Source organism: Pseudomonas sp. NPDC085632 (genome assembly GCF_044541255.1).
Lineage (GTDB): Bacteria > Pseudomonadota > Gammaproteobacteria > Pseudomonadales > Pseudomonadaceae > Aquipseudomonas.
Window position 1 is genome coordinate 21,228 of the sequence record NZ_JBITSX010000035.1, and the last position, 15,386, is coordinate 36,613.

Sequence of the window (15,386 nt, forward strand, 5' to 3'; positions counted from 1 at the left end):
ATTGAGTGCGCAGCACTCACCCAGGTCAATCATGCTCTACACCCAAAAGAATCCGCCCACTGGAACAGGTCGCCGTGTCATTGCGATAAGCGAAATACAACTTGCTGCGCTCTGGATCAAAGCGCAGATGCAGCTGGATTTCATCGCCGGGGCGCACCAGTTGCTGGAATTTCAGCACTTCCATACCGGCAAACGGACCTTTCAGGTTGAGCAATTGGCGACCCACGTTCAGCGCCCATTCCACCTGCACCACGCCGGGCAATACCGGAGCTTTAGGGAAGTGGCCGCTGAAGTAGGCCAGATCCGGCGGCACGCTCAACTGCAAACTCCATTCGCCCTCAGTCTCGATCTGCGACAGCACGTGCGGCGCTTTCGGTCGCGGCGTCATCAACAACGCTTCGATATCGGCCTGCGGTAGCTTGCCTTGGCTGTTCAACGGTAATTGGCGCACGAGCCGCCAACGCCGGGGCAGGGCCAGGGCTTCGCAGTGTTGGCGCAAATGCTGGCGCAGGGTTTCAGTCAGGCTGCGGCGTCCGTGTTCACGCAAGGCAAACAGGCCGGCCTCGCTAAGCACCAGCAACGCACCGAGGGAAGCACGGTTTTCCTGAACCACGCCCAGGCGCGCTTCGGCGACCCAATCATGGGCGACCAAGGCCTGTTCCAGCATCGGCAGAGAGATGCGTTTTTCTTCAAGCTTGACGATGCGATCCAGCCGTCCCAGCAACTCAAAACGACCGTCGGCGGCAATGCGTGCAGCATCGGCGGTGTGCTCGACATGGCCGGCGGGCAGATAAGGCGAACTGATCAACAGCGCACCGTCGCTGTCCTGATTCAATTCAACCCCGGCGAACGGTTGCCACAGTTGTTCACCCTGACGCCAGGCAATGCCGCCGGTTTCCGAGCTGCCGAGGATTTCTGTCGGCCACTGCTGCAAGCGCTGTTGCAGACTTTGCGCGGCCTCAAGCGGCAACGCCCCACCGGAGGAAAACACCCGGCGCACGGCGCTCAGGGCTGGCCAGTCGAGGTTGTCGCCCATGCGTTTGAGCAGCGCCGGGCTGGCGACCCAGGCGAAGGCCGGATATTCGCGGCTGGCGCGCTGCATATCTTCCGGGAAGGCCAGTTGCTGTCGCACAAAAGTGCGCCCGGCGCACAGCGGCCACAGCACGCGAAACAGCAAACCGTAAATATGTTGAGTGGCGACGCTGCCGATGATGCAAGCTTCACCGAGATCCGCGCCCCACAACTGCTCCAGCGCTTCGACTTCATTGGCCAGTTGGCGCAGGGACTTGTCGATACGCTTGGGCTCGCCGCTGGAGCCGGACGTACACAGGCTCAGGCGGCACTGGTCGAGATCCAGTTCGGCACCGGGCAACGGCGGCTGATTAAAGTCGCTCAGTTGCGCGTCATCGGCTTGATCCGTCAGCCACCGATCGACTTCAGCTGACCAGCGCTGGCGGGTTTGTGGTTGCAGATCCGAAGGCAGCAGCACACTGACGCCGGCACGCCATGCGCCCAGCAAAGCGATGGCCAGTTCGGCGGCATCCTCAAGATGCACAGCCAGGCGCTTCACGCCCTGCGCTTGCAGACCGGCGGCAATGCTCAGCGCCTTTTCGCACAGGTGCGCGTGATCGAGTGCCGGCGTGTGGCTGATGGCCCGCGCCGGCACAGGCTTGAGCATCAGCTGCTCAAGTTTTATCCAGTTCATGTACGGCCTCTTACCCGTTGTCGTATCAGCCATTCAATGGCAAACATCAGGCCGATCAATCCGTAGGAGATCAGGCCGGTGTACAACATCCACCAATTCAGCGGCGCCCACAGGGTCAGGAGGGCGGCGCACAAACCGTTGCAGAAGAAAAACACACTCCAGGCCACCGTGACCTTTCGCGTGTAGCGAATCGCAATGTCCGGCAACTGTGGTTCACGCAAGCGCGCCAGGCGCTCGACCATCGGCGGGCCGAATTTCAGGCTCAGGCTGAACAGCACCAGCATGAAACCGCTGATCAGCACCGGATACCAGCGCAGCAACAGCGGGCTGTCGAACAGTGCCAGCAACAGGCAAAATATGATCGCCACGCCAGCCATCCACAGGCTGCCGGGCTTGCGCTCGCCGGTCAGCGCCCGCGCCAGCCAGAGACTGCCCAACAGCAGGCCGAACTGCCACGGAGCGAAATGCTCCATGCCGAAATACACCGCAAAGGGGTACAGCAGACCGGCCAGCAGCAGGCCCAGGCCGATCAGTCGGCTCATGTGGCCGGTTGAACCAGACGGTAGACCGCCTCGACCACGTCACCAACCGTGCGCACCGATTTGAATTCTTCGGCGGCGATTTTCTTGCCGGTCTGGCGCTTGATGTGATCGATCAGATCGACCGCGTCGATGCTGTCGATTTCCAGATCCTGATACAGATTGGACTCCAGGCTCACACGGGCAGGATCCAGTTCGAACAGCTCGACCAAGGCATCGCGCAGGGTGTTGAAAATATCGTCACGAGTTTGCATGGTCCGGTCTCAAGCTGCCTGTTTTGCCGTGACGAACGCCGCAAGGCTGGCCACGTTGGTGAAATGGTTACGGGTGTCTTTGGCGTCGGCGTCGATCTTGATGCCGTATTTTTTCTGGATGGCCAGGCCCAGTTCCAGCGCGTCGACGGAATCCAGGCCGAGGCCTTCGCCGAACAGCGTCTGCTCGTCGCCGATGTCGTCGACGCTGATGTCTTCCAGGCCGAGGGCGTCGATGATCAGCAGTTTGATGTCACGATTCAGATCGCTCATCTTCGGCGAGCTCCTTAATGAAATAGTTGTGCAAATAATCGTTGAGCTTGCGCGAGGCCTGGGGTGCGGGCCCCTGCGCGGCGAAAGTCTGTGGGTCTATATCGGCGCCGACGCGAAAACTGAAGTGCACGCGGCGGCTGGGGATCCGATACCAGGGTTCGGCTTTGGTCAATGTGGTCGGGCTGACCTTGATGATCACCGGCGTGAGGATTTTCGCACCGCGCAGGGCAATTGCAGCGGCGCCCCGATGGAAGGCTGGCGCCTGCCCCGGCTGGGTGCGGGTGCCTTCGGGGAAAATGATCAGGGTCTGGCCGTTTTGCAGGGATTGGGCGGCGGCATCGAGCATGTCCATGCTGCCGTCGTTGCTGATGTATTCAGTGCTGCGCAGCGGGCCGCGGGTGAAGGGGTTTTCCCACAGGCTTTTTTTCACCACGCAATTGGCCTGGCGCACCAGGCCGATCAGAAACACCACGTCGATCAGCGACGGGTGGTTGGCGATGATCATCTGCCCCGGTCGACCCAGGCGTTCAGCGCCCTGGATGTCGTAGGTCAACACGCCGGTGCGGGCCATGAACCGCACGAAAAACCAGAACAGCCGACTGACGGTCTGCCGCGCACGCTGGCGATGTGCAAGGGCGTCACCGGGCAGGCAACCCAGCAGCGGAAACACCAGCACGCGCAGGCACAGCCCGCCAAGCCCGAACAGGGCGAAGCTTGCGGCGGTGGCCAGCAGGCGCCAGTAATAGGCGTCGCGGTTTTTCTCGATCACGGGTTGCGTTGCCAGGTCCATACACGATTTTTCCAGGCATGTTGGCAAAGGGGTTGCTGGCCGAGCAGGGTGCGCAACAGATTCAGCGCGTGGGGCCAGTGCGCTTTTGACCGTGTTTCTGTGATGCTGTTCAGGGTCAGCCGCCAGTCGGTACCGGGGGTGAGTAACAGGCCGAGGGCATAAGGAAACGGCACGTCGTCGATCCACGCCGAATACGCTGCGGGCGGCTGTTCTTCGGTGATTACCAGCAACACTGCCGGGGCACCTTCATTGAGCAGCGCCGCGGCTTCGAGCATGCCGTTTTCGAGACCGTCGCCAGCGGCGGCAATGGCGGTCATTTCGCTGGTTTCTCCGCGCATGATCGACCACAGACCAATGATCGCGTTGTGCACCGACAGGCTGAACTGCGTCGGCGACAGCGGCTGTTCGTTGGCCAGATCGCTGAGGATCTCGTAGGTACGCGGGGTTTCGCCGTGACGCGAAACAAACACCAGTGGCAGATTCTCCCGTCCGTCGGCGAGGGGCCAGCCAACGCTGAACGCCATGCGTGCCAGTCGGCTGAGGCGGCGGCGCTGCATGGCCGGCAAAAACGACACATCGGGCGCGGCATCACTGCGCTGGAGCACGACCGGTTGTCGGCTCCAGGCCTGCCAGGCGTCCACGCTGTCGAAGCCTGGGGCCCACGCGCGCCATTGGGCGATGTTGAAGTTGATCACGGACATTCATCCCGCCCCTGCGGGCTTTCGTTGACGCGTTTAGTCGCCAAAGCCGCAGCAGGCTTGACGTGACGCAGGGCGCCGAGTGGCGCGCATTATCCCGGTGAGAGGAGTGTGTAGCAAATGCTGGTTACATTTTGCGCAATGAAATGTACGGAATGGTTCGCAAGAAAACTGTCACTTGGCCATTATCCAGATTGTCGGCGGCTTGTCTGTCGGGTATCTCGGCGATCAATGGCGGTTTTTGCGCTAACTGTCCGTGGATTTTTGCCCCTGACGCTGTAGTCCACGTCCATGAAGGTAGCGAAGCGAGGTCGCGCGCATCTACACTCGGTCATTCTTTGATACACGGAGGTTTGGTCATGCGGCGCGTGGTGTTCAATCAGAAAGGTGGCGTAGGCAAGTCGAGCATTGCCTGCAATCTGGCGGCGGTCAGCGCCAGCGAGGGTTATCGCACGCTGTTGGTGGACCTCGATGCCCAGGCCAACTCCACTCAGTATCTGACCGGGCTCACCGGCAACGACATCCCGATGGGTATTGCCGACTTCTTCAAGCAGACCTTGTCCTCGGGGCCGTTCTCGAAGAAGAACCAGGCGGATATCTACGAAACGCCGTTCGACAACCTGCACATCATCACGGCGACCGCTGAACTGGCCGACTTGCAGCCCAAGCTTGAAGCCAAGCACAAGATCAACAAGCTGCGAAAGTTGCTGGATGAGCTGTCCGAAGATTACGACCGGATTTACCTCGATACGCCACCGGCGCTGAATTTCTATGCGGTGTCGGCGCTGATTGCCGCTGATCGGGTGTTGATTCCCTTCGATTGCGACAGTTTCTCGCGTCAGGCCCTGTATGGTCTGATCGCGGAAATCGAAGAGTTGAAGGACGACCACAACGAAGGTCTGGAAGTCGAAGGCATCGTGGTCAACCAGTTCCAGGCCCGGGCGAGCCTGCCACAGCAGATTCTTGATGAGCTGATCGCTGAAGGTTTGCCGGTGTTGCCGGTGTACCTCACCAGTTCGGTGCGCATGCGCGAATCACACCAGGCCAGCATGCCGCTGATCCACCTCGATCCTCGGCACAAGCTGACCCAGCAGTTCGTCGAACTGCACAATCTGCTCGAAGATCATTGATCTTTCGCAACCCCCCCCATTCCTGTGGGAGCTGGCTTGCCAGCGATGAGGTCGGAAGATTCAGTATCTCTAGTGACTGATCCACCGCAATCGCTGGCCAGCCAGCTCCCACAAGGTTCGGTGGTGGGTCAGATGCCCTGGCTACGCAGCCACGCCATCAACTGCGGCAAGGGAAACGCGCCACTCTGCCGCGCCACTTCCTTTCCGTTCTTGAACAGAATCAAACTCGGAATCGAGCGAATCCCCAACTGCGCCGACAACTGCTGATTGGCCTCGCTATCCAGCTTGGCCAAACGGCACTTGCCTGCCAACTGAGCCGCAGCCTGCTCGAACACCGGCGCAAACGACTTGCACGGCCCACACCACTCCGCCCAGACATCCACCAGTAGCGGCAGATCACCTTTGATCTGGCTGGCGTAGTCGCTTTGCTTAAGTTCAAACGGTTTGCTCAACAGCACGGCGGATTTGCAGCGGCCGCATTTGGGCTGGTCCGCGAGGCGCTCGGCGGGGATGCGGTTGAGGCCGTTGCAGGAGGGGCAGGGGATGAGTAGTGGGTCGGTCATGAGCGTGGTCCGGTGAAGAGCTGATACCCCTTAGTTGGAGACGTTTGCTCATATTTTCAATCGTGCAGGGTTCGGCGGTGATTCTAGGCTGAAGCACGCCGAGCAGGTCCGTTGGTCTGCTTGGAGGTATCGCAACTTGCGATAATCCTGATCTGTGATTAACTCCCCATAGCAAAATGCGATAAGGATGTTGCATGCATGTCATCACTGCAAAACGGATACGAGAAGCGAAAGATAAATGGCCGAAAGCGGCCACCGCACTGGATCACTGGCTTGAAGTGGCAAAAGGAAGCAAACCGTTGGACTTTGTCGCCATGAAGGCGCTGTTCCCGGCTATTGATAAAGTGGGTGAATTTCATGTGTTCGATATTGGCGGTAATAAACTGAGGTTGATCGCCTACGTCAGATACCGACCACAAAAGTTGTATATCAAATATGTGCTGGATCATCGCGAATATGATCGCGGTAAATGGAAGGAGTCGAAGGCATGAGTGTTCTGATCAAAAAAGCCGCCGAGCACTGGGAGTTCGTCTCGCCATTGCTGCGCAAACCGAAAAACGAAAGTGATTACGACGGACTGGTTCAAGCACTCGACGAGTTACTCGAAATGACCGGCGATGACGAATCCCATCCTTTAATGAGCCTGGTGGATATCATCGGTGACTGGATTGAGGAGTGGGATCACACTCATCACCCAATGCCCAAGCCGCCTGGTTACGAAGTGCTGGGATATCTGATGCGCGAACATGGTTTGACCCAGAGCGATTTGCCCGGTGTCGGCCCTCAGTCAGTGGTTTCGGAAATTTTGAGCGGCAAGCGCCAGCTTAACTTACGGCAGGTCCGTTGGCTGGCCGATCACTTCAAGCTGCCAGTAGATGTATTCATCTGAAGGCCGTGGCAGGGCCATCCAGCGCCATTGCAGTTGCACTCTGCTAGCATGTCGCGCGGCTTTTTCAGGCGCGCTTTCATCTAAAGGGAATTAACTGTCATGAGCACCACCCAAGAGGCCGCAGCGCCTACCGATTCCACGCCTTACAAAGACGCAAGCATGAGTTGCGGGCATTGCAGCTACACGCTCAAGCCGACGTATCACCAGGCCTTCGAGCTGGTTCGGTTGCAGCCCATCAACTGTTATCAGTGCAGTTCGGATCTATTGCTCGAAGAGGCCGACCGTCAGGTGCTGGACAAAAAACTGCAGACAGCCACCCGTATCGGCAAGCTGGCGTTGCTGATTCTGGGGCCGTACTTCCTGATCAGCATGCTTGCGACACTCTATTTCATGTTCTTCGCTGAGCCGCCGTTTTCCGGGTTCACGGGCGTGCTGTTTGGCGGCGGGTTAGTGATCGGATTCCTCCTCAAGAGCGCCGCCACGGACAGCGAAGAGTGCGATTTCGTGCTGTTCAAACAGGGCGAGCGTCCAGCTGCAGAGGCGCAGGCTGCATAACTCAGCGGTGCCGCGGTCTCGCGAGCGCTATTGTGCTTCGAGGCCGAAGATGCGCTGCTTCCACGCAGCGCTGGCATCGACCAGCGAGTAACTGTCGTTGCAGCTCAATACGATGCCGACGTTCTTGCAGAACTCCACGTCGACAATGTTCTGATCGCGGGTGAAATCAGCCAGTTGATCCACCGCCATGAACACCTCGACGGTTTGAATCGCGTAGTGCACTTCCCCGCCCCATTGCGAACCATATCCGGAAATTTTCAACGGGCCGCTTAACCGATAGACCGCCGCGGCTTTGCCCTGCGCGGCCTCCAGTTCCCTGAACGGCAGAATGGTCGTCCCCACCAGATGAATAAAGCCGATTGCCCGACTGTCCATGAATGCCAGTGCGGCTCTTTCTGCATCGCTCAGTTCGCGAAGGGGTTGCGCCTTGGCGACAAACCGGCGAGTCGACCAGGACAGGGCCACGAGTTTCCAGAGAACCATCACCGCGGGGCCGGTGAGCAGGCCCCCAAAAAGCGCCGCAGACAGGGCGTGTGCCCGTACATTTCATACGCGAGGCGTTGCCCGAGGATCAGTGTTTCTTCGTCGTCGATACATGGGCCGGGAATACCGAACTTCCACTGAGCATCAGCCCGTTCGTCGGTCTCGACACGCTGGGCGAACGCCTCGATGTGGTAGCCGTCATTCAGGCGGATCACATAAGCGCGTTTTTTGCCGCAGATGATTTCGGCCTCGTTGTTGCCTTCCTTGTTCAGAAACGGCAGGGCCAGTGCGGGCAGCAATACCGGGATTTCAGCGATGCGGTCCATGCCGGACCAGTCTTTCATGGTGCCGGTTTTTCTATAGGCGCCGCTGAACAGGTGAACATCGCGCTCGAAGGTTTCCTTGGGGTAATAAAGGGCGAGCAGCCGGTGCTCTTCGATCGTCGCGCACCGCGCAGGTTCGTCGCGGCGCAGTGCGTTGAGTCTGAACTGGCACGCCCAGATGCCGCCGACGTAGATAAGCATTGAAAGCGTTTGAAACACCGTGATGCCAACGGAAAGATAGCCGAGCACTGCAACGTCCTTGTCCTGTAACGCCGCGTTGTCCCGTACGCGGCGGTGTTCTATGAAGCCAGAATGCCCGGCAGTGTCACATCGCTCGGCTCACGACGAGCAACTGATCTCCAGATGCTTGCCCCATTCCGGCGGCCGCTCGGCGTAGCTTTCCATCCCCGGCTGCGCCTCGAAAGGTTTGCTCAGCACCGCGTGCAGGCGCCGAACCTCGGAGTAGTCACCTTGTTCAGCCGCATCGATGGCTTTTTGCGCCAGATAATTGCGCAGGATGTACAGCGGATTGACCGCGTGCATGCGGGTGCGGCGCTGTTCCTGATCGGCGTCACCATCGCGGGCAACCCGGGCGACGTAGCGTTCGCCCCAGGCGTCGAAACCTTTGATGTCGACGAAGTCGTCACGCAATTGGGCAACAGCTTGCTGAGGTGAGTCTTCGCCAAGTCGGCGGAAAAACAGCGTGTAGTCGACGCCGCTGTTCTGCATCAACTGCAGCAGGTCTTCCAGCAATTTCTGGTCGTCGTCTTCAGCGGTGGTGAAGCCGAAACGCCGGCGAATCAGGTCGAGGTAGTGCGCCTGGAACAGTGGCAGGTACAAACCGAGGGTTTCGCGCAGGGCCTCGACGCTGATGAACGGCGTCAGTGCCTGCGCCAGCGCGCTGAGGTTCCACTGACCCACCGGCACCTGATTGCTGAAGGAGTAACGCCCCTGATCATCGGAGTGGTTGCAGATGAAATTGGCGTCGAAGTCGTCGAGGAAGGCAAACGGGCCGAAGTCGAAGGTGATGCCGAGGATCGACATGTTGTCGGTGTTCATCACGCCGTGGCAGAAACCATAGGCCTGCCACTTGGCGATCAGTTCGGCGTTGCGTTCGACGATTTCGCGGAACATCGCCAGATACGGTTCCGGTTGCTCGAGGCACTCGGGGAAGTGCATCGTCAACACGTGCTCGCCGAGTTGCTTCTGCTGCTCGGGGCGCTTGGTGTAGTAGAAATATTCGAAGTGGCCGAAGCGGATGTGGCTCGGCGCCAGACGCAGGACCATCGCCGCGCGTTCCTGCTTTTCACGCCACACCGGGGTGTCGGAGCCGATCACGCACGCCGCGCGCGAGGACGGGATGTTCAGCGCGTATAGCGCTTCGGAAGCGAGGAACTCGCGGATCGACGAACGCAACACCGCGCGGCCATCGCCCATGCGCGAAAACGGCGTCTGCCCGGCGCCCTTGAGGTGCAAATCCCAATGTTCGCCGGCAGTGTTGTAGACCTCGCCCAGCAGCAAACCGCGACCATCACCCAGCTGCGGCGTGTAGCCGCCGAACTGATGTCCGGAATAGACCATAGCGCGCGGTTCGGCATCGGCCCACAGCTTGTGGCCGCCAAACAGTTCGGCAAATTCCTCGGTTTCAGCAGTCGCCGGGTCGAGATCCAGCAAGGCCAGCGCCGCCGGGCTCGCCACGACCAGACGCGGATTGTCGATCGGCTCGGGCAGCACGTGAGCAGAGAACGCATCGCCCAGGCGGGCGAAGCGATTGTCGAAGGTCAGTTCGTCGAGGGCTTTCAAGGGCCGGCTCCAGCAGAATGTCCGAGCATTCTGCTGGGAATAGGCCGGTTAGTCGAGTTTGGCCGGCGGCGGCTCTTGCAGCGGTTTCTGATCGTCGGCGACCGGCACGATGGTTTTCGTTTCCGGCTCGATCGGCACCATCTTGTATTCCTGGCCCTGGAGGTTCTTCAGGTACACCTCCATCTGGCGGAACGAGATGTTGATGTGCTGCTTCTTGAACTCGCGGTTGATGAAGCGGTTGACCTCATCGAGCACCGGGTTACGGTCACCGAGGTCGCGCACGTGCATCCGCAACTCGTGGTCGAGGGTGCTTTCACCGAAGTTGAGGAAATACACATGCGGCTCGGGCTCTTTGAGTACGCGCGGGTTTTCCCGGGCAGCCTTGAGCAGCAGTTCCTTGACCAGATCCAGATCCGAACCGTAGTCGACGCCGAGTTTCAGCGTGACGCGGGTGATGGTGTCTGTCAGCGACCAGTTGATCAATTGCCCGGTGATGAACGTCTTGTTCGGGACAATGATGTCCTTGCGGTCGAAGTCGGTGATGGTCGTGGCGCGAATGCGGATCTTGCTCACCGTGCCCGACAGGTTGCCGATGGTGATGGTGTCACCGATCCGCACCGGGCGTTCGAAGAGGATCATGATGCCGGAGATAAAGTTCGCAAAAATCTCCTGCATACCGAAACCGAGACCCACCGACAGTGCCGCCACCAGCCATTGCAACTTGTCCCAACTCACACCAAGCGTTGACAGGGTTGAAACGAAGCCGACGCCGGCGATCACGTACGACAGCAACGTGGTGGTCGCGTAGGCACTGCCCTGAGCGAGATTGAGCTTGGACAGCACGAACACTTCCAGCAAACCGGGCAAGTTGCGCGCGAGAGCGAAGGTGATGCCGATGATGATCAGCGCACCAAGCATGTCGCCGATGCTGATCGGCACCATGCTCATGTTGGCGCCGGTGCCGCTGGTATATTCGTAGAGGGTGATGTTGTCGAGGTACGAGAACACCGAAATCAGGTCCGACCAGACCCAGTACAGCGCGGCGATGAAGCCGCCGAGCAGGGCCAGACGGATCAGGCGCAGGGACTGTTCGTTGACCTTTTCGATGTCCAGCGTCGGTTCTTCGATCACCGCTTCGCCATCGCCAGCCTCTTTCGCTGCCTGACGTTTGGCCAGGGCGCGTTGATAGGCCAGACGTCGCGCGGCAACGCTCAGGCCCCGGACGAACGTCGCTTCGATCACCAGCCAGAACATCAGCAGGTACAGGGTGTTGATCAGGCGGTCGCTGAGTTTCAGTGCGGTGTAGTAGTAGCCAAAGCACACGGCGACGAACAACGCGATCGGCAGCAGGGTGAACATCACGCCGACGGCTTTGCGGAACAGCGAGGTGTTCTCGTGGGCCGGGCTGCTGATCAGCAAGCGACTGAGCAGCCACGCCATCAGGGCGTAGCAGGTCAGTACCACCGGCATGCCGAGCACGTCGTCGGCCAATGCCGCCGGTTGCAATTCGGCCACGGCGACAATGGTCACCAATGCCATGACCACCAGACCCAGTCGACGGATCCAGCCCTGAAGGAATTCGACCTGCGGCTTTTCCCAACGGAAGTGCAACTCCGCCACGCCACCCGGCGCGAGAATCCGGTAAGCGGTGTAGAACACCAGCCACGCCTGACCCATTTGCAGCAGTGCTGCGCCCATGTTGGCGTTCTGTCCGCGAGCGTCGATCTGCAACGCCAGACCACATAAGGCCAGGCCCAGCGCCACCGGCATCGCCAGCAGAATATTGATCAGGATCGCCTGCGGCGTGTGCCACTGGCTGTCACGTTTGAAGTGACCGATGTCCTGGTGAACCTTGTTCAGCCGCGCGTACAGATTTTTGCGCCGCCATAGCAGCGCGCCGATCAACAGTGCCAGCGGCAGGAACAGCAACGGACGCTGAGTCAGGCCGTCGGTCAGCTCGCTGAGGCTGGAGGCCCACGGCAGGGTGTCGACCTGGCGTTTCAGGCGCTCCGGCACCGCGCGCATCCATTCCAGGTCCAGCGGTTTGTTGCTCGGAATCCAGAACATCTGCTCATCGAGCGTCGCACGCAGCCCCTGCGCGGTGCTCAGCAGTTGTTTCTGATTGAGTTGCAGGGTGATCGACTCGTTGAGCATGGCGCTCAGTTCGCGATTCAACCGTTCCAGCAGGTCGGCGCGGGTGTTGGCCAGATCCAGCAGGTTTTTGCGCAATTGCGGAGTGACCTGTTCCGGCGGCTGCGTGGAGAGCAGGTTGTCGACATAGGCGGCGGGATTACTCAGTTGCTCACGCTGCTGGCTGACGTCGAATTGCCACAGGCGAATGTCGGCGATCTGATCCGCCAGATCGCGGTCGACCTTGAGGCGCGGCAGGGCTTGTTTCTGCTTATAGAGAATCTTCGACAGCAGCAGGCTGCCCTTGAGCACGCTGATCTGCTCGTCCAGCGCGGAATCGCTTTGGGTCAGGCTGTCGAGCTGTTGTTTGGTCTGCAGGTTCTGCTGGGTGACTTCGTTGAGGCGGTCAGTGCTTTTGAGCAGGTAGTCGGAGAGCTTGAGGTTCGCCGTGCTTTCGATGGCCAGCAGACTGCTGCTCCCGGCCTTCTGCGCTTCGATCGATTGCTGGGTCACGGTTTCCTGTGACTGCGCCAGACGCTTCTGGTTGATCAGGGTTTGCAGTTCCTGGATCTCGCGGTCGAGGCGGTCGGACTTCTCCGAGAGCAGGTCATGCTGGGCGTTGCCCAGATCCTGCAACTGGCTGTTGCCGGCCAGCTCCTGACGACGCAGCGGAATCAGCGCATTCAGCGCCGCCAGTTCGGCGTTCAGCTGGTCGCGCTGCTCGGCGGTGACGGTTTTACCCGCGTCCTTGCCGGACTTGAGGATGTTGTTGATCTGCTGGATGCGCGTCTGGCTGGCGGATATCTCCGCTTGCGCGCGCTCGGGACGAGTCTGCGCGGTGATGATCAGGCTGTTGGCGTCGGCGAGGGCTTTTTGCAGATCACTTTGCTGGGTCGAGCGATCGGTGAGGATCTGCTCCAACTGTTGGATCGACTCTTTGGGGAAGCGCTGCGCCACCGGCACCACGGCCGTAGCCTTGAGGCGGGTCAGTTCGCGGGTGCTTTCAATGGTCTGCTTGGGCGCCGTCGCCAGTTGCTGCTTGAGATCGATCAGCTTCTGCTCGTAATCACGCTGATTGTTCAGCTGATTGAGCGTGTTCTGCAGGACGGTCTGCAGGGTCTTTTTGTCTGCATCCGGCAGTTTGCTGTCGGCCAGTTTGTCGAGGCTGGCCTGCACGGCGTCGCTGGACGGTGGTTCGGCGGCGTACAGCGGGCCGACAGTAAGACTCAGGCCCAGCAGGGCCGCGGCGAAAAAGGAGCGCAGGGTAGGCATAGAGACCGGTCAAGCAAGTGAGAGTGGACGCAGTTTAGAGGAAGAGCCCGGGGCCCGGGCGACTTCCTTCGGGGAATCTGACGCCCACTTTGCCGATCTTGTTCCCGTCCATGACCGCAACGGTCCAGTGGGTGTTGTTCCACTCCACCTGGTCACCGACGATGGGTGCGCCACCGACTTTGTGGGCGATGAAGGCGCCCAGGGTCATGTCCGGATCAATGCCTTCGGCTGGCAAGCCATAGAGCGCTGCAACCGCTTTAAGCTGGGCGTCTCCTTCGAGCACGAAGTCGCCGAAGAAACGCAGATCGAGGCCGCGTTGCGGCGCCTGGCTGAACAGTTTTCCGAGGGCGCCAAGGTTGTGTTCATGGCCGATAACACACAGCAAATCATCGACTTCCAGCACCGTACTACCCGACGGATGGAGCAGTTGGTGGCCACGAAACAGGGCCGCGATACGCGTGCCTTCGGGCATTTTCAGCTCGCGCAGGGGCGAACCGATGCACCATTTCTCCGCGCCGAGCTTGTAAACAAACAGCTCCCACTCGCTGGTGACATGGACTTCCAGCGCCGCCCGGGAAATCGGCGCGGGCTCTGGCGGTACGGTCACCTTCAACAGTTTGGCCACCCACGGCAGGCTCGTGCCCTGCACCAGCAGCGACACCAGCACGATGAAGAAGGCGAGGTTGAAGTACAGCTGCGCATTCGGCAGCCCGGCCATCAGCGGGAACACCGCGAGAATGATCGGTACCGCGCCGCGCAGGCCAACCCAGGAAATAAACGCTTTCTCGCGGCCATGGAACGCTTTGAACGGCAGCAGGCCGACCATCACCGACAGCGGCCGCGCAAACAGAATCATCCACAGCGCCAGACCCAGGGCGGGCAGGGCGATCGGCAGCAAATCGTGCGGCGTCACCAAAAGGCCCAGTACGAGGAACATGCCGATCTGCGCCAGCCATGCCATGCCGTCGAGCATGTGCAGAATGCCGTGACGGCTGCGCACCGGGCGGTTGCCGATCACCAGACCGCACAGATAAACGGCGAGGAAACCGCTGCCATGCAAGGCGTTGGTCAACGCGAACACCACCAGACCGCCGGCGATCACCAGAATCGGATACAGACCGGCCGCCAGATTGATGCGGTTGACCAGTTGCAGCATCAGCCAGCCGCCACCGAGGCCGATCGCACCGCCGATGCCGAACTCGCGGATCAGGTGGGTCAACAGGCTCCAGTGCAGGCCGGTCTGGCCGCTGGCGAGCATGTCGATCAGAGTGACAGTGAGAAACACCGCCATCGGGTCGTTGCTGCCGGATTCGATCTCCAGGCTGGCGGTCACCCGTTCGTTCAGGCCTTTGCCACCAAGCAACGAGAACACCGCTGCAGCGTCGGTTGAGCCAACGATGGCGCCGATCAGCAGGCCTTGAATCAGATTGAGGTCGAACAACCAGGCCGCGGCCATGCCGGTCAGCCCGGTGGTAATCAACACCCCGACCGTGGCCAGCGACAGCGCCGGCCATAACGCCACGCGGAAACTCGACACCCGCGTGCGCAAACCGCCGTCGAGGAGGATCACCGCCAGCGCGAGGTTGCCGACCAGATAGGCCGTCGGGTAGTTATCGAAAATGATCCCGCCGCCATCGACCCCAGCGGCCATGCCGACCGCAAGAATAATGACCAGAATCGGAATGCCGAGACGGGAAGAGAGTGAGCTGACGAGAATGCTTGCGCCTACCAGCAACGCGCCGATCAAGAACAGGCTGTTGATGGTCGTCGCATTCAAAGGCAGTACTCCAGAAGCGTAAAGACGGGCACAAACTGACCATGCAGTCTGCGTGCCAGCGATTCTAACCTGTTGAAATGTGATGCTGTCAAAAAGGTTTTTCAGCAGGGCATAAGGTTTTGTGTCTGGCGGGCGATTGCTGCCCTCACCCTAGCCCTCTCCCGGAGGGAGAGGGGACCGACCGCGGTGTTTGTTCAAGTCACAC

The 15,386-nt window shown here is 60.0% G+C and carries 16 protein-coding genes; 4 read left to right on the forward strand and 12 right to left on the reverse strand.

Annotated features, from left to right (window positions below):
* Window positions 1-25 precede the first annotated feature (25 nt).
* The 6 genes from ACIF4X_RS20170 to ACIF4X_RS20195 are packed head-to-tail and all read right to left on the reverse strand — an operon-like array spanning window position 26 to window position 4,259.
* Window positions 26-1,705 (reverse strand): AMP-binding protein, encoded by a 1,680-nt coding sequence (locus ACIF4X_RS20170; protein WP_397483460.1) that lies wholly within the window; start codon window positions 1,703-1,705, stop codon window positions 26-28.
* Window positions 1,702-2,247, reverse strand: coding sequence for a hypothetical protein (locus ACIF4X_RS20175; protein WP_397483461.1), 546 nt, complete (start codon window positions 2,245-2,247; stop codon window positions 1,702-1,704). The genes ACIF4X_RS20170 and ACIF4X_RS20175 overlap by 4 nt, the downstream gene beginning before the upstream one ends.
* Window positions 2,244-2,498: an acyl carrier protein gene (locus tag ACIF4X_RS20180; RefSeq protein ID WP_397483462.1), complete on the reverse strand. Its 255-nt coding sequence runs from the start codon at window positions 2,496-2,498 to the stop codon at window positions 2,244-2,246. Before ACIF4X_RS20180 ends, ACIF4X_RS20175 begins: the two co-directional genes overlap by 4 nt.
* A gap of 9 nt (window positions 2,499-2,507) precedes the next feature.
* Entirely contained in the window at window positions 2,508-2,768 is a 261-nt protein-coding gene (locus ACIF4X_RS20185; protein ID WP_016983882.1) for a phosphopantetheine-binding protein, read from the reverse strand.
* Entirely contained in the window at window positions 2,749-3,558 is an 810-nt protein-coding gene (locus ACIF4X_RS20190) for a lysophospholipid acyltransferase family protein (RefSeq protein WP_397483463.1), read from the reverse strand. The genes ACIF4X_RS20185 and ACIF4X_RS20190 overlap by 20 nt, the downstream gene beginning before the upstream one ends.
* Complete coding sequence (locus ACIF4X_RS20195; protein WP_397483464.1) at window positions 3,534-4,259, reverse strand: beta-ketoacyl synthase chain length factor; 726 nt, start codon at window positions 4,257-4,259, stop codon at window positions 3,534-3,536. The genes ACIF4X_RS20190 and ACIF4X_RS20195 overlap by 25 nt, the downstream gene beginning before the upstream one ends.
* A 356-nt stretch (window positions 4,260-4,615) precedes the next feature.
* On the opposite strand from ACIF4X_RS20195, the gene ACIF4X_RS20200 reads away from it, so the two are divergent.
* Entirely contained in the window at window positions 4,616-5,386 is a 771-nt protein-coding gene (locus ACIF4X_RS20200; RefSeq protein WP_038360142.1) for a ParA family protein, read from the forward strand.
* A gap of 128 nt (window positions 5,387-5,514) precedes the next feature.
* Here ACIF4X_RS20200 and trxC read toward each other — a convergent pair whose 3' ends face one another.
* Window positions 5,515-5,949, reverse strand: coding sequence for a thioredoxin TrxC (gene trxC / locus ACIF4X_RS20205; RefSeq protein ID WP_397483465.1), 435 nt, complete (start codon window positions 5,947-5,949; stop codon window positions 5,515-5,517).
* A 194-nt stretch (window positions 5,950-6,143) separates the two neighbouring features.
* Here trxC and ACIF4X_RS20210 point away from each other — a divergent pair, with 194 nt between their 5' ends.
* From ACIF4X_RS20210 to ACIF4X_RS20220, 3 genes are all read left to right on the forward strand, one after another.
* Entirely contained in the window at window positions 6,144-6,440 is a 297-nt protein-coding gene (locus ACIF4X_RS20210) for a type II toxin-antitoxin system HigB family toxin (protein ID WP_397483466.1), read from the forward strand.
* Window positions 6,437-6,838: a type II toxin-antitoxin system HigA family antitoxin gene (locus ACIF4X_RS20215; protein ID WP_397483467.1), complete on the forward strand. Its 402-nt coding sequence runs from the start codon at window positions 6,437-6,439 to the stop codon at window positions 6,836-6,838. Before ACIF4X_RS20210 ends, ACIF4X_RS20215 begins: the two co-directional genes overlap by 4 nt.
* A 99-nt stretch (window positions 6,839-6,937) precedes the next feature.
* A complete protein-coding gene (locus ACIF4X_RS20220) occupies window positions 6,938-7,393 on the forward strand; it encodes a hypothetical protein (RefSeq protein ID WP_397483468.1) in 456 nt (151 codons plus the stop codon).
* 27 nt (window positions 7,394-7,420) lie between these two features.
* Here ACIF4X_RS20220 and ACIF4X_RS20225 read toward each other — a convergent pair whose 3' ends face one another.
* The 5 genes from ACIF4X_RS20225 to ACIF4X_RS20245 form a co-directional block, all read right to left on the reverse strand.
* The gene (locus tag ACIF4X_RS20225) at window positions 7,421-7,858 is read right to left on the reverse strand and encodes a hypothetical protein (RefSeq protein ID WP_397483469.1); all 438 of its coding nucleotides are present in this window, start codon (window positions 7,856-7,858) and stop codon (window positions 7,421-7,423) included.
* A gap of 17 nt (window positions 7,859-7,875) precedes the next feature.
* Window positions 7,876-8,448 (reverse strand): hypothetical protein, encoded by a 573-nt coding sequence (locus tag ACIF4X_RS20230; protein WP_397483470.1) that lies wholly within the window; start codon window positions 8,446-8,448, stop codon window positions 7,876-7,878.
* 90 nt (window positions 8,449-8,538) lie between these two features.
* A complete protein-coding gene (gene selO / locus ACIF4X_RS20235) occupies window positions 8,539-10,002 on the reverse strand; it encodes a protein adenylyltransferase SelO (protein ID WP_397483471.1) in 1,464 nt (487 codons plus the stop codon).
* 48 nt (window positions 10,003-10,050) lie between these two features.
* Window positions 10,051-13,404, reverse strand: a complete 3,354-nt coding sequence (gene mscK, locus ACIF4X_RS20240; protein WP_397483472.1) for a mechanosensitive channel MscK — start codon at window positions 13,402-13,404, stop codon at window positions 10,051-10,053.
* A 34-nt stretch (window positions 13,405-13,438) separates the two neighbouring features.
* Entirely contained in the window at window positions 13,439-15,181 is a 1,743-nt protein-coding gene (locus ACIF4X_RS20245; RefSeq protein WP_397483473.1) for a potassium/proton antiporter, read from the reverse strand.
* Window positions 15,182-15,386 lie beyond the last annotated feature (205 nt).

Excerpts from the sequence above, each read along its gene's own strand:
- ACIF4X_RS20170 (WP_397483460.1), bottom strand. The coding sequence starts at position 1,705 with ATGAACTGGATAAAACTTGAGCAGCTGATGCTCAAGCCTGTGCCGGCG.
- ACIF4X_RS20175 (WP_397483461.1), bottom strand. The coding sequence starts at position 2,247 with ATGAGCCGACTGATCGGCCTGGGCCTGCTGCTGGCCGGTCTGCTGTAC.
- ACIF4X_RS20180 (WP_397483462.1), bottom strand. The coding sequence starts at position 2,498 with ATGCAAACTCGTGACGATATTTTCAACACCCTGCGCGATGCCTTGGTC.
- ACIF4X_RS20185 (WP_016983882.1), bottom strand. The coding sequence starts at position 2,768 with ATGAGCGATCTGAATCGTGACATCAAACTGCTGATCATCGACGCCCTC.
- ACIF4X_RS20190 (WP_397483463.1), bottom strand. The coding sequence starts at position 3,558 with ATGGACCTGGCAACGCAACCCGTGATCGAGAAAAACCGCGACGCCTAT.
- ACIF4X_RS20195 (WP_397483464.1), bottom strand. The coding sequence starts at position 4,259 with ATGTCCGTGATCAACTTCAACATCGCCCAATGGCGCGCGTGGGCCCCA.
- ACIF4X_RS20200 (WP_038360142.1), top strand. The coding sequence starts at position 4,616 with ATGCGGCGCGTGGTGTTCAATCAGAAAGGTGGCGTAGGCAAGTCGAGC.
- trxC (WP_397483465.1), bottom strand. The coding sequence starts at position 5,949 with ATGACCGACCCACTACTCATCCCCTGCCCCTCCTGCAACGGCCTCAAC.
- ACIF4X_RS20210 (WP_397483466.1), top strand. The coding sequence starts at position 6,144 with ATGCATGTCATCACTGCAAAACGGATACGAGAAGCGAAAGATAAATGG.
- ACIF4X_RS20215 (WP_397483467.1), top strand. The coding sequence starts at position 6,437 with ATGAGTGTTCTGATCAAAAAAGCCGCCGAGCACTGGGAGTTCGTCTCG.
- ACIF4X_RS20220 (WP_397483468.1), top strand. The coding sequence starts at position 6,938 with ATGAGCACCACCCAAGAGGCCGCAGCGCCTACCGATTCCACGCCTTAC.
- mscK (WP_397483472.1), bottom strand. The coding sequence starts at position 13,404 with ATGCCTACCCTGCGCTCCTTTTTCGCCGCGGCCCTGCTGGGCCTGAGT.